Origin of the sequence: Arthrobacter sp. 24S4-2, from assembly GCF_005280255.1 — a bacterium.
In the GTDB taxonomy this organism is placed as follows: Bacteria; Actinomycetota; Actinomycetes; order Actinomycetales; family Micrococcaceae; genus Arthrobacter.
Window position 1 is genome coordinate 2,459,938 of record NZ_CP040018.1, and the last position, 22,286, is coordinate 2,482,223.

Here is a 22,286-nt window from a genome sequence, read left to right on the forward strand (position 1 = left end):
TCCTGATCATTCATCGGACCGTGGTACTGCCGGGAGTGGCTGCCGCGTCCCGGCCATGGACGGGGTCCTGGCCGGTGTCGGCCGCCTTGTCCTGTGAGGGATGTTCTGCGGTACGGGCGGCCCTGGCACGGGCGACGTGGCTGCGGGCGTGTTCCACGGCGGGCGGCAGATCATCGAAGAGGTGTTTGTGGTGGCGCAGGGATTCCAGCACACCGACCTTGGTGACCAAGGCCAGGTGGCGTTCCTGGATGCCTTTGATCAGCACGGTGATGCCGCGGCGTTCGAGGGCGTTGACGATGTCGGTGATGACCCGGGCCCCGGTTGCATCCAGGACCTGGAGCTGGGACATGCGGATGATGACGACATCGACGTTTCGGATCGCACTGACCCGGTCCAGGACGCGTTCGGCCGCGGCGAAGAACAGGGCCCCGTCGAGCCGGAACACGGCGATGTGCTCGTCGCCTTCCTGAATGGGGCCGGGGATCTCTTCGCGGTGCACGCCGCTGGACTTGACCAGGGTGCGCAGGGCGAAGAAGGACGCGACGGCGATGCCGATGGCCACCGCCTCGATCAGGTCGAAGGACACGGTGATCAGGGCCGTGACGAAGAAAACGACCGTGTCGGCCCGTGTTGATCCGATGACGCTGCGCAGCGTGGCCAGGGAGACCATGCGGGTGGCAGTGACCATCAGGACACCGGCGAGGGCGGCGAGCGGGATCCGGGAGACCGGGCCGGTGGCCAGGTACACGACGCCCAGCAGCACCAGGGCGTGCGTGACGGCGGCGAGCCGGGTCCGGCCGCCGGAGCGGATGTTCACGGCGGTGCGGGCGATGGCGCCGGTGGCGGGCATGCCGCCGAAGAACCCGGAACAGACGGAGGCAAGGCCCTGGCCAAGGAGTTCACGGTCGGCGTCGTAAGGGCCGGTATCGGAGATCGACGCGGCAACGCGGGCCGAGAGCAGTGACTCGATCGCGGCGAGGGCGGCGATGGTCGCGGCCGGCCCGGCCAGGGCAGTCACGGTGCCCCAGTCCAGGGCGGGGATGACCGGGGCCGGCAGGGTGTCGGGCAGGGCGCCGATCCGGGCCACCGGCAGGTCCAGCACCTGGGCTGCGATGCTGGCGATGATGATGGCGATCAGGGAGCCGGGGATCTGCGCGTGGATCCGGGGTGCGGCGATCATGATGACGGCGACCAGCGCCACCAGTGCCAGCGGGGCCAGGAGAGCGGCGGGGGATGCCGTGACGAGACCCTGGACGGCGGAGGCGGCGGCGTTGCTGCTCGGTCCGGCTTTGACGCCGAACGCGGCCGGGACCTGCTGGAGGAAGATGATCATGGCGATCCCGAGGGTGAATCCTTCGATCACCGGCCAGGGCAGCAGCGTCACGACCCGGCCGAGCTTGAGGACACCGGCGGCGACGACGATGACCCCGGCGAGGACGGCTACCGCGGCAAGGGCCCCGGCGCCATGTGTGGCGATGACGGGACCCAGGACGACGACCATCGCCCCGGTCGGGCCGGAAACCTGGATGTTGGAACCACCGAAGACGGCGGCGACGATGCCGGCGATCACGGCGGTGATCAGTCCGCTGGCTGCACCGGCCCCGGAACTGACCCCGAAGGCCAGAGCCAGCGGGAGGGCGACGATGCCGACGGTGACCCCGGCGATGAGGTCCCCTTTCCATGTGCGGGGCAGATCCGCATAGTCCCTCCGGCCGGGCAGGAGCGCCCGTGCCGCGGTCAGGGCCTTCATCGTGAGCTGCCGGCGGCAGCAGCCAGCGGGGACGTGCCCGCCGAATGTTCGAGCTGCTCGCGGGTGGTGTGCAGCATGTCGTTGAGCAGCAGACGTGCCACGGACAGCAGGTCAGCGACCTGCGGGTACGCCAGTGAATAGAACATTTGCAGGGCCCTGCGTTCGCCCTTGACCAGATGGTAGCGGCGCAGCACGGACAGGTGCTGGGACAGATGCGAGGCCTCCAGGCCCGTTGCGGCGAGAAGCTCCGTCACGGACACCTCCGGCGCCTCGCACAACAGTTCCAGCACCCTGATCCTCACCGGATGCGCCAACCCCTTGAAAAGGTTGGCCTTCACCTCGTACAACGGTGCCCGGAAATCCGAGAATTCTTCCATGCCTGCCTCCCGGCCGATCACAATATGTGCTTGCTTGACTATTTTATAGTTCCATCATCCAATATAACAGGGGCGGAACATTCCGTCCCTGTCAGGCCCGGGTTTCCGCGGACCGACGGACACTCCACACCGGCCCAGGGCATCGGCAGCTTTGCCCGACCGGGGAAAGGGGCACCCATGCCCTGCCCGATAAAGACCCCGGCGGCCGTCACGGCCCCGCCGCCCGCCAGAGGCCCGGCACCGGGGACCCCGCCCCAGCGAGACGGGCCAGGCGCGGCACGCCGCGGCCTTCCGAACCGCTGCCCGGACCCGGCCCCTCCGGTCCGTGCAGCGGCCGGGGCGGGCGGCGGCATGAGGGACCCGCGGACGGCGTCGCGGGTCGAACGGCCAGCGCCCGTTCCTGCCCCCGCGCCTCCGGCTCCGCTCATCGCGGAGGTATCGGTGGACACCTCCGGCCCGGACGTGCGCGTGGAATTCGAACTGAACAGGGCGGCAGGCAGGGGAAGCTACCTGGTCGGGCTCCGTGCCGGCGACGCGGGACGGACCACGATCCGGCACCTCACGGTCAGCCTGCGGGACGGGCGCGTCACCGGCCTGTCCACCTACGATTTCGGGACGGTCACCCGCACAGTGCATCCCCGCGGCGGCGCCTCCTGCGTGGGTGCCTCCGTCACTGCACTCTTCCCGCGGGCCTCCCTGGCCGGGCTGGGGGAGGACCGCCGCATCACCGCCTACAGCTCCCTCAACGGACAGGAACTCCAGACAGGGATTCCCCTCACCCGGGCGGTAACGGGAGGCCTCAGGCTATGAGCGGAGAGCCCGCGGATTTTTCCCGGCACAACCCGGGTACCGGCACCCCCCGGGATTATGCAATCTTTTTCACCAGGGAACCGGCAGCCAACGCAGCTGCCGTGGAGAAAGAGCTCGATGCCCATCTGGGGCAGTGCAGCAGCCTCCGTCAATGGACCGCAGCACGCGGCGCGACGCTGGCCGATGTCGCGTCGGGGGTGGAAGTTCTCGAAGGGCTCCTCACCGGGCCGGACAGGAACGGGCCCGCGCCATGGCGGCTCAGGGTCGAAACCGGGCTGTTCATCGGCACCGTCCTGGTCCGGAACCTCCCCGTGGCCCGGTGGCGCCTGTTGCCCAACGGCTACCCCGTCGTCCACCTTGCCGAAAACACCGACCTGGACGTCATTGCCCTCGCCCGGACGCGCCTGGAAACCGGCGCCCCGGACCTGAGGACCGTCCTGCCCTACGCCGAAAGCCTGACACCGGCACCCTAAATACCTGCCGGCAGCTTCCCTGCCGTTGCCGGTGACGGCAGGTCCGGCCCCGGCACGGATGCCGGGGCCGGACCTCCGCGTCTGCCGCGTCAGCTTCCGACCTTCACCGGGTGATTTGCCGCAGCTCCGCGTCACGGGGCTGAGCCGCGTTCAGACGTCCCTGCTGTCCAACCGTGACGGCAGTGCCGGTGCGGTCTGAGCCAGGGACCATGCCAGCTGCTCCTGGTTGGTCTGCAGGACGTTCAGCAGCAGCTCCCGTGCGGCGGCGAGCAGGTCCGGGACCTGCGGGGAAGCCAGTTCATAAAAGACCTGTGAACCCCGCCGGGTGGACCTCACCAGATGATGGTGGCGCAGCACTGACAAGTGCTGGGACAGGTGGGAGGCCTCCATCCCCGTGCTGGCAAGGAGGTCCGAGACGGGCACCGTGCCTTCTGCCGCCGCCAGCAGCTCCAAAACCCTGACCCGGACAGGGTGGGCCAGACCCTTGAAGAGCTCGGCTTCTACCTCGGACAGGTCCACTTGCCGGTCGGGAAATCGGTCCATCGGAACAGCCGCCTTCACTAAAAATAATCCGCGGGCACACCGGTCAAGGCGACCCCGGTCTTCCCATGGACGCATCTCCCTCCGCGGCAAAGTTCACGCGCATGAAAAAGTGCCCCTCCGGGCGCTCCCCGAACTGCTTGATTTCGACGAATGCCGCAGCCCTGTTCCGGCAGAAACCGGAAACGGCGTGCGCATTCCCTTTCCGCTCCGGGCAACCGAGCGTGGGGACGTGCTCCATTGCGGCCGGCTGCCGGATTGCAAGGGTTCCGGCTGTGATTCACCACGCCTTCTGATGCGCCAGCGGTGCCGTCCAGCCTCGGGGCACCATAACCACCCCCGGGCAGGCCAGCGGGCCCGCCCGGGGGGTAGACGATGTGGCCGGTCTGGACGGGTCGGGATACTTAGGGATAGGGCCCTTTGCCCTATGTCACGATCAGGCAAGAGCTGCCTGGACGGCCTCGATGATCTCGGGTGAGTCCGGCGCGATCGCGGAGGCAAACCGGGCCACGACCGCGCCGTCGCGGTCCACCAGGAACTTCTCGAAGTTCCACTGCACCAGGTCCGGAAGTTCGCCGGTCCTGAACTTGGTCAGCTCCGCATAGAGCGGATGCTGGTTCTCGCCCTGGACGTCTGACTTGGTGGTCAGCGGGAACGTCACGCCGAAGTTGCGTTCGCAGAACTCGGCGATCTCGGCGGCGGCCCCCGGCTCCTGCCCGGCAAACTGGTTGCACGGGACTCCCAGCACCGCGAAGCCCTGCTCCCGGAACTTGTTGTGCAGCGCCTCAAGCCCCGCGTACTGCGGCGTGAACCCGCACCGGGACGCGACGTTCACCACCAGCATCACCTCCCCCTTGAAGCGGCCGAAGTCAGTGTCCGTTCCGTCGATGAGGGTGAGTGGAATGGAGTGCAGAGCGGTCATGAGGCATCCTCGCAAAGTTGTTGGTCCCAAAGGGTCACGGTGACGGCAGGGCGACCCGCATCATTGAATGACTGTTATATTAGATGATGTATCCATCAAATAGTAAAGCCTTCGCCCGATTCCTTTGACGGTGTGGCCCGGCCGTTGCTGATTCCTGTCAGCCCTGGCCGAGGCTTTACGAACAATTTCCATGACTTTTCTACGACCGCCCCGCCCGCCGTCAGTGCGGGGGAAGGAAGAGAACCGTGCACAACATCACACACTCCAGCCTCCTGGACACCGCCCCCGTTGCTACTGACCGGCTTCTGGACTGGGTCGGGGAGGTAGCCGCCCTGACCGGACCGGACCGCATCCACTGGGTCGACGGAACCGAAGCCGAATACCGTGCGCTCACCGACGGGCTCGTCGCAGCCGGCACGCTGACGCGCCTGGCCGAGGACAAGTTCCCGAACTCCTTTGCCGCCTTCTCTGACCCCAAGGATGTCGCCCGCGTCGAAGAGCAGACCTTCATCTGCTCCGAACATGAGCGGGGCGCAGGCTTCACCAATAACTGGATGGACCCGGCGCAGATGAAGGAAAAACTGCGCGGGCTCTTCGCCGGCGCCATGCGCGGACGCACCATGTACGTGATTCCGTTCGTGATGGGCCACCTCGACGCCGAGGACCCCAAATTCGGGGTTGAGATCACCGACAGCGCCTACGTCGTCGCCTCCATGCGCATCATGGCCCACACCGGTTCCGATGTCCTGGCCAAAATGGTCGAGCTGGACGCGGACTTCGTCCCCGCGCTGCACTCCGTCGGCGCACCGCTGGAACCAGGCCAGCAGGACGTCAGCTGGCCCTGCAACGACGATAAATGGATCGTGCACTTCCCGGAGGAGAAGTCGATCTGGTCCTACGGCTCCGGCTACGGAGGCAACGCACTGCTGGGCAAGAAGTGCTACTCACTGCGCATTGCGTCCGCGATGTCCCGTCAGGAGGGCTGGCTCGCGGAACACATGCTCATCCTCAAACTCACCAGCCCGGAACAGAAGTCCTACTACATCTCCGCGGCCTTCCCCTCGGCCTGCGGCAAAACCAACCTCGCCCTGCTCAACCCCACCGTTGAGGGCTGGACGGTGGAAACCCTCGGGGATGACATCGCCTGGATACGTCCGGGCAAGGACGGGGAACTGCGGGCCACCAACCCGGAGGCGGGCCTCTTCGGCGTGGCACCGGGCACCGGATGGCAGACCAACCCCAACGCGATGGACGCCATCGCCAAGGGCAACACCATTTTCACCAACGTGGCCCTTACCGATGACGGCGGCGTCTGGTGGGAAGGGATGACCCGGGACACCCCGGAGCACCTGACCGACTGGACAGGCCAGGACTGGACCCCGGCCTCCGGCCGGCCCGCGGCCCATCCCAACTCACGGTTCTGCACCCCCATCAGCCAGGTCAGTATCCTGGCCGAGGAATACTACCAACCCGAGGGCGTGCCGCTCTCGGCCATTTTCTTCGGAGGCCGCCGGAAGACAACCATCCCCCTGGTCACCGAGTCCAGGGACTGGACAGGGGGCGTCTTCATGGGATCGACGCTGTCTTCCGAGACTACAGCGGCAGCCGCCGGTCAGGTCGGGGTCGTCCGCCGCGATCCGATGGCCATGCTTCCCTTCATCGGCTACGACGCAGGGGACTACCTCAACCACTGGCTGGAGACCGGCCGGACGGCCAATCCCGCCCGACTGCCCCGGATCTTCCTGGTGAACTGGTTCCGCCGCGGCGCCGACGGGCGTTTCCTCTGGCCCGGGTTCGGAGACAACTCCCGCGTCCTGAAATGGGCCATCGAACGGCTCGAGGGGACAGCGGCTGCCATCGAAACCCCCATCGGCTTCGTCCCAGCACCGGAATCCCTCGACATCGAAGGCCTCGACGTCGCCCCCGGACACCTCAATGCCGCCCTGGCGGTCGATTCACAGGAATGGGCCCAGGAAATCGACAGCATCGATCAGTGGTACGCCCGGTTCGGTGACTCGCTGCCCCCCGAACTGCCGGCCGAGCTGCAACATCTCAAGAACCGCTTCGCTGCCCGCCGGGGCACGCCGCGCGTCAGCTCCCGATAGGTGCCAGGCGTGGCGCCCGGTGCCCGGAACCGTCCGGGCACCGGGCGCCACGCCCATGTTCGCAGATGTCAGAGACCACCATCGGGGTGGGTCATTGGGCCCATGAAATCAAAGAGGACCGTATGAACGAAAAGATCAAGGTCGTTGGCTCCATTGTGGAACTTGACGGCGACGAGATGACCCGCATCATCTGGCAGTTCATCAAGGACCGCCTGATCGTCCCGTATCTGGATGTGGACCTGAAATACTTCGATTTGTCCATCCAGAACCGTGACGCGACCGATGACCAGGTCACGATCGACGCCGCGAACGCCATCAAGGAATACAACGTCGGCGTTAAGTGCGCAACGATAACCCCTGACGAGTCCCGGGTAGAGGAATTCGGCCTGAAGAAGATGTGGCCGTCCCCGAACGGAACGGTCCGCAACATCCTGGGCGGCGTCGTTTTCCGCGAGCCCATCATCATTTCCAACATCCCGCGCCTGGTTCCGGGCTGGAACAAGCCGATCATCATCGGCCGCCACGCTTTCGGCGACCAATACATGGCGACCAACTTCAAGATCCCGGGTCCTGGCACGCTGACCATGACCTTCACCCCCACCAACGGAGGCGAAGAGATCAAGCAGACGGTGGTCACCTACCCCGACGGGGGAGGGGTCGCCATGGGCATGTATAACTTCAACGACTCCATCCGGGATTTCGCCCGCGCCTCCTTCGCGTACGGGCTGCAGCGGAACTACCCGGTGTACCTCTCCACCAAGAACACCATCCTGAAGGCCTACGACGGGCAGTTCAAGGATCTCTTCCAGGAAGTATTCGATGCCGAGTTCAAAGACCTCTTTGAGGCAGCAGGCCTGACCTACGAGCACCGGCTGATCGATGACATGGTCGCATCGGCGATGAAGTGGGACGGCGGCTACGTCTGGGCCTGCAAGAACTACGACGGCGACGTCCAGTCCGACACCATCGCCCAGGGCTACGGCTCGCTCGGTCTCATGACCTCCGTGCTGATGACCCCGGACGGCAAGACCGTCGAGGCCGAAGCCGCACACGGCACCGTGACGCGCCACTACCGCCAGCACCAGCAGGGCAAGCCGACCTCCACCAACCCGATCGCCTCGATCTTCGCGTGGACCCGCGGCATCATGCACCGCGGCAAACTGGACAACACCATTGCCGTCATTGACTTTGCCGTCACTCTCGAAGATGTCGTCATCAAGACGGTTGAATCCGGGCAGATGACCAAGGACCTGGCGCTTCTGGTGGGACCGGACCAGGAATGGCTGAGCACAGAGGAGTTCCTCGCGGCACTGGACGACAACCTCAAGGCACGCCTGGGATAGTCCCCCAGACTGACCGTTCCTGGAGATCCAGCCGCCCGCTCGGGGAAACACCGAACGGGGGGTGCAGCTCGAGCTTGATCCGACCGGCCGCCTCCGGGGCCGGGTCCGGGGCGGGGCGTGAAGGGCCAACCGGTCAAACCCGGCGTTATTCTGGGCGGTATATCATCGGCGCAAGAGCGTCGGATGAGGCAGTTGACAAGGCCAACGGCATGTCCGGGGCCGTGGAAGGACGATCATGCTCTCTGATAACAAGCCTGATATTTTTCCCGTGGAATTCCACGCCCAGAACGGAAAAATGTTTGTGCGAACGCCGCAGGGCGAGATGCTCGTGGAACTGGCCATCAACCCTTAGGTGGCCTTTGAAGCGAACGGCAGGTCGGAAACGTCCGCCCGGATCGTTGTCGTTCAAGGAACGGCCCGCGAACTGCAGGACTGGTCGGAAATCGACGCCGCTCAGCAGAAAGCCCAGCGCCCCTGGACGCCGACCGCGAAAGGGTCCTACGTGGAGATTGCCCCCACCGGGATCACCGGCCGGCGCCGGCCCATCGACACCCAGGAGGACGCACAGGAGTAAGAGACGAGGGCCGGGTCACATACGGCCCCCTGCACCTGGCGGTTGCGGATGGAATACCCAGTTCAGCCATGCCCTCTGAAGCTTCGGATGTATTCATCCGCCTGGGCCCACCCGGCAGCCCGTTACTGCTGTTCGGATTCGGTGGAGGATTCTCCACACCGGCCAAGTCGTCCGCACCCCCGCCACAGGCACCGCGCCAGGGCCTGACGCAACACTAAGACCCGAAAAGGTCCATCAGGCCTGGGTCAGCGGCGACGAACACCAGCTCGACACTGCCCGAAAATTCCACCTCATCGCCTGGGCATCCGTCGCCCGGAACATTCTCACCGACCCCTTCGAAGGAGTCGGCATCACCACCGCCCCCGCCACCACCGACTGGGGCATCGCAACCCTGAGCACCGGCAAATGCAACTGCCAACAGCAACTAACCCAACCGGACACCGCCGGAACCACCGGCGCCCAGTCCCGACTGCGGAACTTCGAAGAAGCCATAGCCGACTACAACGCCTGCCTCGACTACCTGGCTGGCACCACCAGCGAGCCGTAGTAAACCGCAGGGCCCCTCTCAATGCTGCGAACACCATCTGGATTCCTTCTGGCACCCACAATCCCGCCCCGTCCGTCGTCCGCCGTCGACCTGTTCACGAAAGTCCGCTTGTGTTGAAACCCCGCTACGTCAAAGACTGGACCCCCCTTGCAGGCGGATTCGTCGAGATCCGGATTCAAGGACAGCTGGTGGACAACGGCTTCCTCCAGGCTGCATCATCACCCACGAAACCACTGAAGAAGGCCTGACGCCGGACGAACTATATGGGCTATGCGTCAGCTCGTGCTGTCTGGCCAACGTGTATATTACCGCCGGGTGTGCGTGAGGCCGCCGAACATCACATGGCTGAAGTCATTCAGTTGCCGATTCGCAGCGGCATCCAGCACGGGTGTCGGTAGCCGGGGATCACAGACCACCACGACGGCATGGCATCCACGACTTTATGCCGCGCGCCGTCCCGGCTGCGAAGCCGCAGCCGGGACGCCGTTAGCTACATCGACTTGCTACGTCGGAGGATCCGGCGAAGCGTGCGCATAGGTTGCTACGGGTGTGCACGGTCCCGCTGAATCAGGCTCCTCTGAGCCGAAACCCGTTTCATCGAACCCGAACTCGTGGCGGGAGCATTCGGCGCTCCTGCAAAGCCTCGCGGACGGCCGCGGATACCCTCATAGCAAGCCTTGGCCCCCTATAGCCTTCAAATTTCCAGGAGAGTCGCCGCCTCCACCGTTACCTCGTGGGGCGCCTACGGTTCAAATCCATTTCGGGGCGGCCGGAACCGCCACTGGCGCAGCCGCGCCGTCGGCCGCGGTGACGCCACCGTGGCCGCGGCCTGCGGCCCATTCGACGATGGCGGGCAGGGGTCCGGTGATGACGGTCGGGTTCTTCGCGGTGGTGTCGCCGAACGTCGGGTCCGTGCCCGTCACGTTAATAAGGAGGCCCGTGTCGGTGCCGCGGGTCTTCCAGGCGACGGTGATGTCGCGAAGGAGCCGTTCCAGGACGGGTGCGGGGATGTCGGCGAAGGTTGCGCCGTTGTCGAGGTCGACGGCGTGCATCCAGACTTCGCGGGTACGCATCCAGACCGTTTCGGTGGCGGGCACTTCGCGGCCCTGGATGGTCCGGACTTTGTGGTGCCAGGCATCCCCGGGCAGGTCCCGCCATTCGACGTTCAGGTGCACGGCGGAATGGTCGAAGAGGTGCCGCAGCGCAATCGGGCTCAGGGTCGCGCCGAAGCTGATTTCGTGGTCCCGCACCGACGTGGAGGCGTACATGGGTGTCTCCACGCCGGTGCCCGCCCACTCCACCAGCCGCGCGATCGCCCGGGCGTTGTAGCCGATGTGCGCGGTGATGTGGCGGCGGGTCCAGCCGGGCAGCAGCGACGCGCCGTCGAGGTCCGCGTCACTGAGTTCGTTGAGCTTGCGGGCGAAGAACGCCGTGCCCCGGCGCGCCTGCAGCAGTGCCGCGAGGAGTTCCGGGTCCGTGGTCCGGTCGTGGCGGGCAACCATCAGGCTTCCTTGATGACGCGGTTCTTCAGCTGGCCCAGGCCCTCGATGGTGGTGACCAGGATCTGGCCTTCCTGCAGGTAGCGTTTGGGGTCCTGGGCGTGGCCCACCCCTCCCGGGGTGCCGGTGGCGATCACATCTCCGGGGTTCAGGGTGATGATGGTGGAGATGTAGGAGACCAGGAACTCGGGCGTGAAGACGAGGTCGCCGGTGGGGGTCTGCTGCTGGATTTCGCCGTCGACCGCGGAGGTCATCAGCGGGCCGGCGGTGAATTCATCGGTGGTGACCAGGGCCGGGCCGAACGGGGTGGATTTTTCCCAGGTTTTGCCTTGGAGCCACTGGATGGTGCGGAACTGGTAGTCGCGCATGGACACATCGTTCAGGACGGCGTACCCGGCGATGTGGGCCGGGGCGTCGGCTTCGCTGATCCGGCGGCCCTTCTTGCCGATGATGACGGCGAGTTCTGCTTCCCAGTCGACGGTGTCGGATTCCTGCGGGAGGGCCAGGTCATCGTTGGGGCCGATCAGGGATTCCTGGTACTTGGCGAACAGGGTGGGGTACTCGGGGACGTCCCGGCCCATTTCCTTGATGTGGTTGCGGTAGTTGTGGCCCACGCAGATGATCTTGCCCGGGAAGGGCACCACCGGGGCGAGGTCCGCGCCCTCGATCGGGTGCGTCGCGCCGGCCGCCGCCTTCGCCTTCTCTTCCCAGGCGGAGTCCTGCAGCAGTGAGCCGACGTCGGCGAAGCCATCGATCTCAGTCAGGGCGGTCCCGTCCTGGCGGACAGCCTTCGTCGTGCCGTTTCCCGTGCGGAGGGTGAGGAGTCTCATTACTTGTTGCGTCCTTCGGTGTAGGTGCGGCTGAAGTTCAGCCGTTCGAAAATGGGGGCATCGCTGAACCGGAACAGATCAAACCCGGTTCCGGTCTGCGGGTCCGCCTGGAGCGACCATTGCTGCCAGGACGGGACGACGAAGAGGTCGCCCTTGGCCAGGGTCCTGGTTTCGCCGTTCAGCACCACAGTGCCGGTGCCTTCGAAGACCTGCCACACGCTGGAGCCAACCTCCCGGACGGCTTCGGTGGTGGCGCCGGGCCGGAGGCGGTGGAACTCGGCCCGGATGGTGGGCATCACGTCCCCGCCCGTGGTGGGGTTCGAATACCGGACGGCGGCGTGGCCCTGGGAGACGGTGGCCGGGTGGCCCTCGTCCTCCAGGAGCAGCTGTTCGGCCAGGGCCCGGTCGGTGTGTTCCCACCGGTACGCCGCGATGGGGGAGCTGGTGGTGTCATCCAGGCCCGAGAGCGGGCGCAGGCCGGGGTGGGCCCAGAGCCGTTCGGAGCGGGAGATGTCCGGGGTGGCCTCGTCGGTGACGCGTTCGGTGCCGAACTCGAAGAACCCGGCGTCGGCGTAATGCACAAACGGGATGTCCAGGCCGTCGATCCAGGCCATCGGCTCATCGGTGTCGTTATGGTGGCCGTGGAAGTTCCAGCCCGGAGTCAGCAGGAAGTCCCCGCGGGACATCCGCACCGGGTCCCCGTTCACCACCGTCCAGACACCCTCGCCCTCAACGACGAAGCGGAACGCGTTCTGGGAGTGGCGGTGTTCCGGGGCGGTCTCGCGGGCACCCAGGTACTGGATCGCTGCCCACAACGTGGGCGTGGCATACGGTGTGCCCGCCAGGCCCGGGTTCGCCAAAGCGATGGCCCGGCGTTCACCGCCGCGGCCCACCGGGACCAGGTCACCGGCACGGGCCGCCAGCGGGTACAGATCGCTCCACCGCCACACATGCGGCACGGCCTTCGGGGAAGGGACCATCGGCATCAAATCCGCGATCTCCGTCCACAAAGGGATCAGGTTCTCCCGGTCAAAATCCCGGTACAGCTCCTCCAGCTGGGCAGCTTCCTCGGGCGTCGGCTCCGGGACAACATGCCCCGCGGCCACTGATTCATGAGTTGTGTTCTCGATCATGGCGCTCCTTTTACTGTGCGTGGGCGCCGGTGGCGGCCAGGCGTTCGGCGATGTCGGCGCGGAGGTCCTTCTTGTTGATCTTGCCGACCTTGGTGGTGGGCAGCTCGTCGAGGACCACCAGATGCTCAGGAATCTTGAATGCCGCTACACCGGTCCGGCGCAGCATCGCCTGGATTTGTTCAAGGGTAACTTCGCGTCCGGGTTTGACGGTGATGTAGAGGCAGAGCCGTTCACCGAGCATCGGATCCGGCATGGCGACGGCGGCTGCCATGGTCACGTCGTCGATCCGGTAGATAAGGCTTTCGATTTCCTCGGCTGAGATCTTTTCTCCGCCGCGGTTGATCATGTCCTTGTCGCGGCCCTGGACGATCAGGTTTCCGTCGGGACGCCGCTCGACAATGTCACCGCTGGCGTACCAGCCGTCGGGGGTGAAGGCCCGGGTATTGGCTTCGGGGGCGCGGTAGTAGCCCCGCGGAGTATAGGGTCCGCGGGTCAGGATGGAACCGGGAACTCCGTCCGGCAGGTCCTCGCCGGCCTCATCGACGATGCGGACCTCGTCGGCTTCGGACACCGGACGTCCCTGCGTAGTACAGATGACGTCTTCGGGGTCATCCAGTCGGGTGGTGTTGATGAGCCCCTCGGCCATGCCGAAAACCTGCTGAAGGGTCGCGCCCAGAACCGGCTTCACTTTCCGGGCAATCTCGTCCGGCAGGCGCGAACCGCCGACCTGAAGCACTTCGAGGCTGGCCAGCTGCTTGGTGCCGTTTTCCTGCTCATACTCGATCCATCGCTGGGCGACTGCGGGGACCGCCGTCGAAAGCGTCACTCCCTCATGTTCGATGGCGGCGAAGGCCTTCCGCGGTTCGGGGCTGGGCAGCATGATGACGCGGCCGCCGGCGAACAGGATTCCGAGGATGCCCGGGCAGGCCAGCGGGAAATTGTGGCTCGCCGGAAGGGTGCCCAGATAGACGGTGTCCTCGGTGACTCCGGTGGGAAGTGACGTGGCCTTGATGTTGTAGGCGTAGTCGTTGTGGGTCCTGGTAATGAGTTTGGGCAGCCCGGTGGTGCCCCCCGAGAGCAGAAACAGGGCTGGCGAGTCAGGCGACGGTGCAGCGGCGTCCAACCGTGCGCGGGCGCCAGAGAGGTCCTTGCCGGGAGCAAGGATGTCCTCGAGTCGGGCGTTCTGGGGGTTAGCTGCACCGGAAACAAGGATGATCTCCAGGGACGGAATGCTTGACGCGAGTTCTTCGGCCATCGCCTGGTGGTCGAAGTCCTTGATGACATCCGGTACGGCGATGGCCCGGGATTCGGAGAGTTCCGCGAGGAAGGACAGCTCATACTGCCGGTGTGCCGGCAGGGCCATCACGGGGATGACGCCGGCGCGGAAACACGCCAAGGTCAGTACCGTGAACTGCCAGCCGTTGGGCAACTGGACCATGATGCGGTCATCCACTTTCAGGCCCAACTGCAGGAGGCGTTCCGCGGCCGCATCCATTCTGTTGGCCAGTTCGGCGTAGCTGAGCCGGACGTCACCGTCCACTATTGCGATTTTTTCCGGCAGCCGGTCGGCTGTTTCGAGGATGTAGGCGCCGAGCGGGCGGTCTTCCCAGTAGCCCTTGCTGCGGAATTTGGCCGCAAGGTCCGCCGGCCAGGGGATGGTTCCCTCACTGGTGTGGCTGGTCATTTCATGTCCTCCTCGACATTGACAACTACTGCATCAAGGGCCACGAGCCCGTCACGGGTCAGGCGCAGGGGGTTGATTTCGATTTCTGCGATTGCGTCATTGGAAACAAGCGCATCGCCGAGCCTGACCAGTAGGGCCGCCAGCTCCTCCGTCTTCAGCATCGGCCCGGAACGGAAACCGTACAAGAGCTCGCGCGCTTGGAGATCGCCGGGCATGCCCTCCGCCACACGGACGGAAAGGGGAGCGGAGCGGATGGAAATGTCGGCGAAGACTTCCGCGGTGGTGCCACCCAGACCCAGAACGGCGATCGGTCCGAAAACAGGGTCACGGCGAACGCCGACCACGAGGTCGATGCCGGATGGAGCCATTGCTTCGACCAGGAATTCGCGGGCACCGGCGGCCTCAAGGCCGTCCAGGGCCCGGTCCATGGCCTCGGGGGAGTTCACGCCCAGGTGCACACCGCCGATCTCGGTCTTGTGCAGAACGGCGGCGTCGAGCAGCTTGACCGCAACCGGACCCCCCAGCTCGGAGAGAGCATCATGAGCCGCGGCGCGGGTGCTGCAGCTTCGCCGGGCAGGGGTGGCGATACCGAGTGCGCCAAGGAGTTCCTTGGCGCGGTTCTCGTCCCAGGGCCCTTCCAGTGCCGGCCAGGTGAAGGCTCCAGTGGGTGCTTCGGTGCGCTGGAATTGTCCACGCGCATCGTTCACCAGTGCTGTAATGCCGTGGGCCAGAGAGGTCGGTCCGCTGATCAGCGGCAGGTCGTGCTGGTGGGCTGACTTCCGGGCGCGTTCAAGGTCGCCGTCGGGTCCGTCGACGCCGATCAGGAACGGCAGGCTCTCCGCTGCTCCGGATTCGGCGACCGACAGTGGCAGGTCGGTGACTGGTTCGGTCAGTCCGTAGACTGCGACGAGATCGATGGCCGGGTCGGCTGCCACGGCGGCCACGACCTTCTCGTAACCGGGTCCCGGCCGGCCGGTGTCCACTGGGTTGGCCTGGAAGGTCAGCGGTGGCAGCAGCGTGCCGATGGTGTCCTGGCTGGTCTGTGCCAGGCGCGGCAGTGTGACGCCGGCGCTGTGGAGGGCGTCGGCGATCAATAGTCCGGGGCCGGCCTGTCCGGTGATGAGTCCGACTCCGGGATCGGCCGACGGCGCAAGCCTGCGATCCGCCAGGGCGGTGACAGCGGCAACCAGCTGGTTCTCGTCGTCGACGATCACGGCACCGGCTTGCTTCAGGACCGCCCGTGTGGTCCGCCAGGATGTGGCCAGGGCACCCGTGTGGGACTGGGCGAACTCAGAGACGTCATTTCGCCCGACGACCAAAGCCACGACCGGTTTGACCGAACTGAGGCGTGAAACGGCGTCGATGAGGGCTGGTCCGTCGGCGACGGTTTCCAGATGGAGGGCAACTGCTTTGGTTTGTTCATCGGAGATCAGGTAGTCGAGGACATCGGGTGCGCTGATGTCGGTGCCCGCGCCGATGCCGACGGCGACGCTGACGCCCGCTCCGGCGCGCTGCAAGTGGAAAGCAAGGACGTGGTTGACTCCACCGCTTGCCGCCACGACGGCTACCGAACCCGGTTCCAGTTCTGCGACGCCGGGCACGAAGCTGGCGCGCAGGTTGCGGTGGGGCACGAAGAAGCCGGACGTGTTCGGGCCGAGCAGCCGAATGCCGGTGTCCCGGACAGCTGACTCCACCTGGAGGGCGAATTCGACGCCGGGACCGCCGGCTTCGGCGAAACCCCCGGCGCAGACCAGGGCAGCCTTGGCACCGTTCGCTGCACTGTCGCGTAATGCCTGTGCGGTGGCGGCGGCAGGTACGCAGAGCACTGCCAGATCGGGGCCTCCCGGAATTGCTGCTGCGGCTTCGGCGATGCTGGTGTGCATGCCGTTTTCGCCGCGGCTGTTGACGAGTTCAACAGGAGCCGGGTAGGTGGACAGCGACTGCGCCATGACGGCGCCGAGCTTTTCCGGAGTCGACGAGGCGCCGACGACGATGATGCCGCGGGGTGCGAACAGCGGAGTGAGATTATGCATCGGTTGCCTCCGTACCTTCCGTTGCAATGGCGTCTGCCCGGCCGGAAAGCACCACGGTCAAGGCCGACACCGGTCCCCGGTCATCGACGATGACGCTTGTCAGGCCCCGGCCCAGGCGCGCTTCCTCGGAGAGGAGGATGCGCGTGAACGGATTGCCGCCTTGGATAACGATCACCGCAGCCCGGTCCGACAGCTGCTCAAAGGCGGCGGCCAAGCCCTCTTCGGTGTCCGGCGCGGTGAGCAACAGTCCGGTGTTGGCATCGGCGTCGGCCGGGACGCTGGTCAGCGCAATACTGCCGCCGGGGCCGGTCAACGCAGGCTGACCGCCCTGGTGTGTGAGGGAGAGTTGGCGCCCCTGGAACTCGACGGGTCCGGCAATGAGGGATGTCTGCAGCGGCGCGCTTCCGTGCCTGGCATGCCAGTCCTGTTCCGCGGAAGCAACCAGACTCGGGTCGCGTTGCCGGATCTTGTCGATGTCGATGCTGCGGGAGAAGAAGTGGAAGGTGAACTGGGTTGGGTCGAAGGAGTCGTAATACCTGCCGAAGTGTTCCCACCAGCTCAGGCCACCGCGTGCCTGGTTCTGGATCTTGGCGACCTGTGGCTGGCGTTCGGCCTCGTAGTTTGTGAAGGCGAGCTCGAGGTCGTCCTGGTGTGCAGCGATTTCGCGGACCAGGGTGATGGCGTCTTCCATGGCCATCTTGGTGCCGGAGCCGACGGAGAAGTGGGCGGTATGTACCGCATCTCCGAGCAGGACGACGTTGCCCTTGTGCCAGGAACGGGTCCGGCGGGTGCGGAAATTCGCCCAACGGGAGCTGTTGGCCACCAGCGGCTCACCGTCGATGTCCTCGGCGAAGAGCTTTTCGAGGAAGCGCTGGGTCTTCAGGTCCGAAGGTCCCGGAGGCTGGCTGACATCGAATTCGTCGAGGCCGGCCTTCCGCCACGTCTGCTCGTCAGTTTCGACGATGAACGTGCTCAGGTCGTCGCTGATCGGGTAGCCGTGGACGGCAAAGTTGCCAAATTCGCTCTTCCGGTGGAGGAAGGTCATGCCCTTGAATTTGTGGCTAGTGCCGAACCAGATGAACTTCGCCGTGGCAGTCTCGGCAGTGTGGCCCAGACTCTCCCCGAGCTGTTCACGGGTCGATGAATTGGCGCCGTCAGCGCCGACGATCAGGTCGAAATCATCGAGCTGAGCCAGGTCGGGCACATACTGGCCAAAGCGCATGTCGACGCCGGCTTCCGCCGCCCGGTCCTGCATCAGCTGAAGGAGAGTCTTGCGGTAGATGGCGGCCATGCCGTTGCCGGCGAAGGACTTCTGTTCGCCTTTGAGCCAGACCTCGATGTCATCCCAGTGGGTACCGAAGTCCCGGAGGCCGTTGCGGACAACGGGATCGGCGTCGTTGATCCGATTCAGTGTTGCGTCGGAGAAAACTACGCCGAAGCCGAACGCGTCCGTGGCCTGGTTCCGCTCAAAGAGCACGACTTCAGCGTCGGGAACGGTCTGCTTGAACAAGGTTGAGAAGAACAGTCCGCCGGGACCGCCGCCAATGCAGGCTACGCGAAGTGCCATCGATGCCACCTTCTAGTGTTTGGGAAATCAGTGAGAAAGGTCTCACCAAAATTATGTAACTAATCTACGCTTGGCGTCAAGTATTTGTTACATATCGCATCGGAGTAGCCGTTTTGCGGGACTTCGAGTAGGCGCTCCCTTACGCCACGACCTCCTGGCCCTGCCCGACGGGCTGACCGATAATGCCGGAGACGAATTCCGTGGCTGCAGGCCCGAGCTGGCGGTGTACCGCGCCAAACAGGCCGTATGCCTCGCTGCTCGGCCAGCCCTCGGGCTGCAGCTCGCGGGGCAGGTAGGGGTCGCGGAACGGGAAGCGACGGAAGTCGCCGATGATACGCATCCGTTCGATGAGTGCCGCGCGGCCGTCCTTGCCCGCATTCAGCGCCTCGTCGTTGAGGGTGGAATAGGTCTGGACGAATTCCTGATAGTCCGCGCCGAGCTGCTCCAGGTCCCAGCACCGCGCGGCAAGGTCCCTGTCCTCCTCGAGGTCTCCGGTTCCGCACCAGAGAGCATCAACTTTTGCCAGCGGATATTCGGCGGCGATTTCGCGGACCTCGGCAATAAGGTCGTGCGGGCTCAGCCAGGTCGACGGTGACAGTTGGCCGAAACCATGCCACGCCAGCTGCTTGCGGAGCTGTTCACGGACGGCGCGTTCGGATTCCGGGACCTGATAGATGGCCATGGTCCAGCGCCCCTCCCAGTTCTCGTCCCGGCGCCGGAAGATTCGGTCGCGTCCCTCGTCCAGGATTTCCAGCATGTGAGGTGTGAGCGAGTAGACCGTTTCCCGCCCCACGCGGCGGGTGGTGAACCAGCCCTCCTTGCGAAGGCGAGAGAGGTTGACGCGGACCGTGGCTGCCTCAATATCGAATACGGCGAGGAGCTCCGTGATGTCGGCAAGCCTGACCTCGCTCCCGGCATACCTGAGGTAGTCCCCGAAAAGATCCAGGATCAGGGCTCTGGGTTTCCACTGCATAAGGCTCCTCCAACTCTTGTTCCGGCGTGCCGGGGAGAATCGTCCATCATCAAACATGCAACAAGACTGTTGACGACCAACACATTTATGTTACATTCGATTGTGGGTCAGATCACAGACAACCGACCCCTCATCTCTGGCACAGCCACAACGTCGTGTATATCACCTGGAGTCCCCAATGGCTTTTCAATCGCCCTCCTCACCTCCGGTTCGCCCTCGTAAATCGGCAGCCGCGGTCATCTTTCTCTGCTTCCTGGCCATCGTCTTCGACGGATACGATCTGGTCGTCTACGGCGCCATCGTCCCCAAGCTCCTGGCCTACCAGCCCTGGGGCCTAACTCCGGCGCAGACCGGCGCAATCGGCAGCTACGCACTGGCCGGAATGTTCATCGGCGCCATCCTCATCGGATACCTCACTGACATCGTCGGGCGCCGGAAGGTCATGATGGTGTCCATCGCGTCCTTCTCGCTGCTGATGCTGCTGACCGCCTCGGCGCCAACTCCCGAACTCTTCGGTTTGTTCCGTTTTCTAGCTGGCCTTGGACTGGGCGGCGTGATCCCGACGGCGATCGCACTAACCGTGGAGTTCTCCAAGTCGAACCGGCGCAACTTCAATAACGCCGTGATGTTCTCCGGATACGCTGTCGGCGGGATTCTCGCCGCGCTGCTCGCCCTCGCCTTCTTGCCCGCGCTCGGATTCCAGGGAATGCTGGCCCTGGGCGGCGTTCCACTCATCGCCGTCGTCCCCCTGCTGTTCAAGTTCCTTCCCGAATCCCCGGCCTTCCTCGCTGCCAAGGGGGACCGGGCCCAAGCGGTACGCATCATCGCCGACTACGGGCTCGAACCGCTACCCGAAGCGCCGGTACAAGGCGGCGCACCCGTAGCCGGCCGTTTCCGCACCCTGCTGACCGGGCGCCTGCTTGGCGCGATGATCCTTTTCTGCCTGGCCGGTGTCTGTGGACAAACCCTCGTGTACGGGCTCAATACCTGGCTGCCGCAGCTCATGGTCATCGCCAAATACTCGCTGGCCTCCTCCCTGACATTCCTGCTGACGGTCAACGTCGGTGCCGTCGTGGGTGTGCTCGTGTCCTCCCGCCTAGCGGACCGCTTCGGTCCACGGCCGGTGACCGCGTCGGCCTTCGCCAGTTCCGGCATCGCGCTTGTTCTCATGGGAACCGGCCTGATGCCGCTGCCCGTCATGTACCTGTTGGTTGCGGTGGTTGGCTTCGGGTCCGTGGGAGCACAGATCCTAGTCAACGGCTTTGTTGCAACCTACTTCTCGGGCGCAACGCGGGCCACTGCTCTAGGCATCACGCTGGGTATCGGGCGGATCGGCGCCGTACTGGCTATTTCAGGCGGAGGGGTCCTGGTCGCCGCATCGCTGGGCACGTTCATCAACTTCTCTGTCTGGGCGATTGCGGCAGCAGTGGGCGTAGTCGCCGTACTTTCCGTACCACGGCTTCAGACCGAGGCCGCCAAGACCGGAGAGGGCACGGTTGCTGTGCCGGCTGTCTCCACCGACGCTATCCCGCACTAACCCGCCCGCCCGGTTTTTGTACCGCTGCCACCGAGGTGCACGCAACGCACACAGCGATCAACCGAACAATGACCAAGGAGTTCCCATGCAATCCCAGCGCATCAGCAACCAGACTGTGGAATCAGTCGACGGCACCCTGATCGGCTTCCGCAAGCTAGGGTCCGGCAGTCCCATCGTCCTTGTCCACGGAAGCATCTCCACGGGCGAGCAGTGGCTGGCCGTGGCCGAGCAACTGGCCGACGCCAATACGGTGTACATCATGGACCGCCGCGGCCGTGGACTCAGCGCCGACGCCGAGAAATACTCACTGCGCAACGAAGCCGATGACATCAAAGCCGTGCTCGACCTCTCCGGTGAGGGATCCGCCCTGCTTGGCCACTCCTACGGGGCGATCTGCGCACTCGAGGCCGTGCGCACCGGAGCGTCGGTTTCCTCACTGGTGCTCTATGAGCCTCCGCTGCCAGTTGACGCGCCTACCGCGGGAGCCGCGCTCCAGGAGTACGCAGCAGCGGTGGACGAGGGAAACGGAGACAAAGCGATGCGCATAGCCGCCACCAACTTTCTGCGCATCTCCCCGGATGAAACCGAGGCCCTGGCTGCGTCGCCGCTGTGGCCAGGGATGGTTGAGCTCAGTCCCACATGGACCCGCGAGCTCAGCGAAATAGACCTGACGGACGTCCTCATCCAGCAGTACGTCGAGATTGACGCCCCAACGCTGTTGCTTGTTGGCGAGGCGAGCCCGGCACACCTGGTCGGTGCCTCACGACACCTCGGGCAGCGAATGACGAACGTGACGGAGCACCTTGTCCCTGGCCAAAATCACTTTGCCCACGTCATGGATCCTGCCGGCACCGCTGACGCCATTAAAGCGTTCTTGCACCAATAGGCCAACACGCGGTCTCTTGCACCGGGGTCAATCGAGGCCGGCCAGAATCTAGGCATTGATGAGATGGCTGAATGGAGGTAGATGCCATGAATGTCGTTCAGACCAGTCAGCTGCTCCGACCTGTGACCCGAGCCACTACTACCCTGGGAGATGGCGGATACATTGAGGCGTAGAACTTGTCAGAACAAAGAAAACAAAGAAGAGGCGCGCCCCTGTGATGTGGGGTGCGGCTGGTCGCTGCGATGCTTTGAACTGGCCAATTTTGGGGTGTGGACATTGTCCGCACATCGGGCCTCGGATCGGGTCGTATGTGGGTCGGATTGGGCCGGATTCCGCATGTTTCCGCGGGTGCCCAGTATTTGCAGGGGCGGGAATGCAGTTCGAGTCCCACCTTGGGCACGCATTCCCCCTCGTCAGAGGAGGTTTTGCTTTTAATGTGTGTACATTGACCCTCCGCGGGTCCCTCTGACATTGGCCGCGGGATGTGCCTGGCGCCGCGGTGGCCTATCAAGTTATGTGGGTGGCGGGATCAGGGCCCCGGCTGGGAGCCCTCCGCCTGCTGGGATGTGGGGTCATGGTCTCCTTTCCGGCTTGTTCTGTGGGCCTGGAGACTCATCCGACGCTCAACGCCCGATACCCGTGAACCACTCCTCAGAGGGGTGGTTTCGGAGGGGAATCCACCGGAGCCCTCCTGTACTGGTCG

19 protein-coding genes are annotated in these 22,286 nt (G+C 65.0%); 8 read left to right on the forward strand and 11 right to left on the reverse strand.

The window, feature by feature from the left end:
- Positions 1-10: 10 nt before the first annotated feature.
- On the reverse strand, positions 11-1,750 hold the full coding sequence (locus FCN77_RS11165) for a SulP family inorganic anion transporter (RefSeq protein ID WP_137322318.1): 1,740 nt from the start codon (positions 1,748-1,750) through the stop codon (positions 11-13).
- Positions 1,747-2,127, reverse strand: a complete 381-nt coding sequence (locus tag FCN77_RS11170; RefSeq protein ID WP_137322319.1) for a metalloregulator ArsR/SmtB family transcription factor — start codon at positions 2,125-2,127, stop codon at positions 1,747-1,749. The genes FCN77_RS11165 and FCN77_RS11170 overlap by 4 nt, the downstream gene beginning before the upstream one ends.
- Before the next feature lie 351 nt (positions 2,128-2,478).
- On the opposite strand from FCN77_RS11170, the gene FCN77_RS11175 reads away from it, so the two are divergent.
- Together FCN77_RS11175 and FCN77_RS11180 are read left to right on the forward strand one after the other, a co-directional pair.
- On the forward strand, positions 2,479-2,937 hold the full coding sequence (locus FCN77_RS11175; RefSeq protein ID WP_137322320.1) for a hypothetical protein: 459 nt from the start codon (positions 2,479-2,481) through the stop codon (positions 2,935-2,937).
- Positions 2,934-3,410 carry a DUF6278 family protein gene (locus FCN77_RS11180; RefSeq protein ID WP_137322321.1) on the forward strand — a complete coding sequence of 159 codons (477 nt, stop codon included), beginning with the start codon at positions 2,934-2,936 and terminating at the stop codon, positions 3,408-3,410. Before FCN77_RS11175 ends, FCN77_RS11180 begins: the two co-directional genes overlap by 4 nt.
- 150 nt (positions 3,411-3,560) lie before the next feature.
- On the opposite strand, the gene FCN77_RS11185 is transcribed toward FCN77_RS11180, so the two are convergent.
- Both FCN77_RS11185 and FCN77_RS11190 read right to left on the reverse strand, forming a co-directional pair.
- Positions 3,561-3,953 carry a metalloregulator ArsR/SmtB family transcription factor gene (locus FCN77_RS11185; RefSeq protein WP_137322322.1) on the reverse strand — a complete coding sequence of 131 codons (393 nt, stop codon included), beginning with the start codon at positions 3,951-3,953 and terminating at the stop codon, positions 3,561-3,563.
- Positions 3,954-4,386: 433 nt separating this feature from the next.
- Positions 4,387-4,872 (reverse strand): glutathione peroxidase, encoded by a 486-nt coding sequence (locus FCN77_RS11190; protein WP_137322323.1) that lies wholly within the window; start codon positions 4,870-4,872, stop codon positions 4,387-4,389.
- Positions 4,873-5,117: 245 nt separating this feature from the next.
- Between FCN77_RS11190 and FCN77_RS11195 the strand changes: the two genes are divergently transcribed.
- The 4 genes from FCN77_RS11195 (at position 5,118) to FCN77_RS26305 (ending at position 9,689) form a co-directional block, all read left to right on the forward strand.
- Positions 5,118-6,977, forward strand: coding sequence for a phosphoenolpyruvate carboxykinase (GTP) (locus FCN77_RS11195; RefSeq protein WP_137322324.1), 1,860 nt, complete (start codon positions 5,118-5,120; stop codon positions 6,975-6,977).
- Positions 6,978-7,099: 122 nt separating this feature from the next.
- On the forward strand, positions 7,100-8,320 hold the full coding sequence (locus tag FCN77_RS11200; protein WP_137322325.1) for an NADP-dependent isocitrate dehydrogenase: 1,221 nt from the start codon (positions 7,100-7,102) through the stop codon (positions 8,318-8,320).
- Positions 8,321-8,672: 352 nt separating this feature from the next.
- A complete protein-coding gene (locus FCN77_RS11205) occupies positions 8,673-8,894 on the forward strand; it encodes a pyridoxamine 5'-phosphate oxidase family protein (RefSeq protein WP_137322326.1) in 222 nt (73 codons plus the stop codon).
- Positions 8,895-9,551: 657 nt separating this feature from the next.
- Positions 9,552-9,689 (forward strand): hypothetical protein, encoded by a 138-nt coding sequence (locus FCN77_RS26305; protein ID WP_217496280.1) that lies wholly within the window; start codon positions 9,552-9,554, stop codon positions 9,687-9,689.
- Positions 9,690-10,190: 501 nt separating this feature from the next.
- Here FCN77_RS26305 and FCN77_RS11215 read toward each other — a convergent pair.
- The 7 genes from FCN77_RS11215 to FCN77_RS11245 all read right to left on the reverse strand — a co-directional run bounded on the left by FCN77_RS11215 (position 10,191) and on the right by FCN77_RS11245 (position 19,160).
- Entirely contained in the window at positions 10,191-10,943 is a 753-nt protein-coding gene (locus tag FCN77_RS11215; protein WP_137322327.1) for a maleylpyruvate isomerase family mycothiol-dependent enzyme, read from the reverse strand.
- On the reverse strand, positions 10,943-11,770 hold the full coding sequence (locus FCN77_RS11220; RefSeq protein WP_137322328.1) for a fumarylacetoacetate hydrolase family protein: 828 nt from the start codon (positions 11,768-11,770) through the stop codon (positions 10,943-10,945). Before FCN77_RS11220 ends, FCN77_RS11215 begins: the two co-directional genes overlap by 1 nt.
- The gene (locus tag FCN77_RS11225) at positions 11,770-12,903 is read right to left on the reverse strand and encodes a cupin domain-containing protein (protein WP_137322329.1); all 1,134 of its coding nucleotides are present in this window, start codon (positions 12,901-12,903) and stop codon (positions 11,770-11,772) included. The genes FCN77_RS11220 and FCN77_RS11225 overlap by 1 nt, the downstream gene beginning before the upstream one ends.
- A gap of 10 nt (positions 12,904-12,913) precedes the next feature.
- The gene (locus tag FCN77_RS11230) at positions 12,914-14,587 is read right to left on the reverse strand and encodes a (2,3-dihydroxybenzoyl)adenylate synthase (RefSeq protein ID WP_137322330.1); all 1,674 of its coding nucleotides are present in this window, start codon (positions 14,585-14,587) and stop codon (positions 12,914-12,916) included.
- On the reverse strand, positions 14,584-16,620 hold the full coding sequence (locus FCN77_RS11235) for an acetate--CoA ligase family protein (RefSeq protein WP_137322331.1): 2,037 nt from the start codon (positions 16,618-16,620) through the stop codon (positions 14,584-14,586). Before FCN77_RS11235 ends, FCN77_RS11230 begins: the two co-directional genes overlap by 4 nt.
- Positions 16,613-18,187 carry an FAD-dependent monooxygenase gene (locus FCN77_RS11240; RefSeq protein ID WP_137322332.1) on the reverse strand — a complete coding sequence of 525 codons (1,575 nt, stop codon included), beginning with the start codon at positions 18,185-18,187 and terminating at the stop codon, positions 16,613-16,615. The genes FCN77_RS11235 and FCN77_RS11240 overlap by 8 nt, the downstream gene beginning before the upstream one ends.
- A 139-nt stretch (positions 18,188-18,326) precedes the next feature.
- Complete coding sequence (locus FCN77_RS11245) at positions 18,327-19,160, reverse strand: PaaX family transcriptional regulator C-terminal domain-containing protein (RefSeq protein ID WP_137322333.1); 834 nt, start codon at positions 19,158-19,160, stop codon at positions 18,327-18,329.
- Positions 19,161-19,338: 178 nt separating this feature from the next.
- On the opposite strand from FCN77_RS11245, the gene FCN77_RS11250 reads away from it, so the two are divergent.
- Positions 19,339-20,697 (forward strand): aromatic acid/H+ symport family MFS transporter, encoded by a 1,359-nt coding sequence (locus tag FCN77_RS11250; protein WP_137322334.1) that lies wholly within the window; start codon positions 19,339-19,341, stop codon positions 20,695-20,697.
- Positions 20,698-20,782: 85 nt separating this feature from the next.
- The gene (locus tag FCN77_RS11255) at positions 20,783-21,583 is read left to right on the forward strand and encodes an alpha/beta fold hydrolase (protein WP_137322335.1); all 801 of its coding nucleotides are present in this window, start codon (positions 20,783-20,785) and stop codon (positions 21,581-21,583) included.
- Positions 21,584-22,286: the final 703 nt, after the last annotated feature.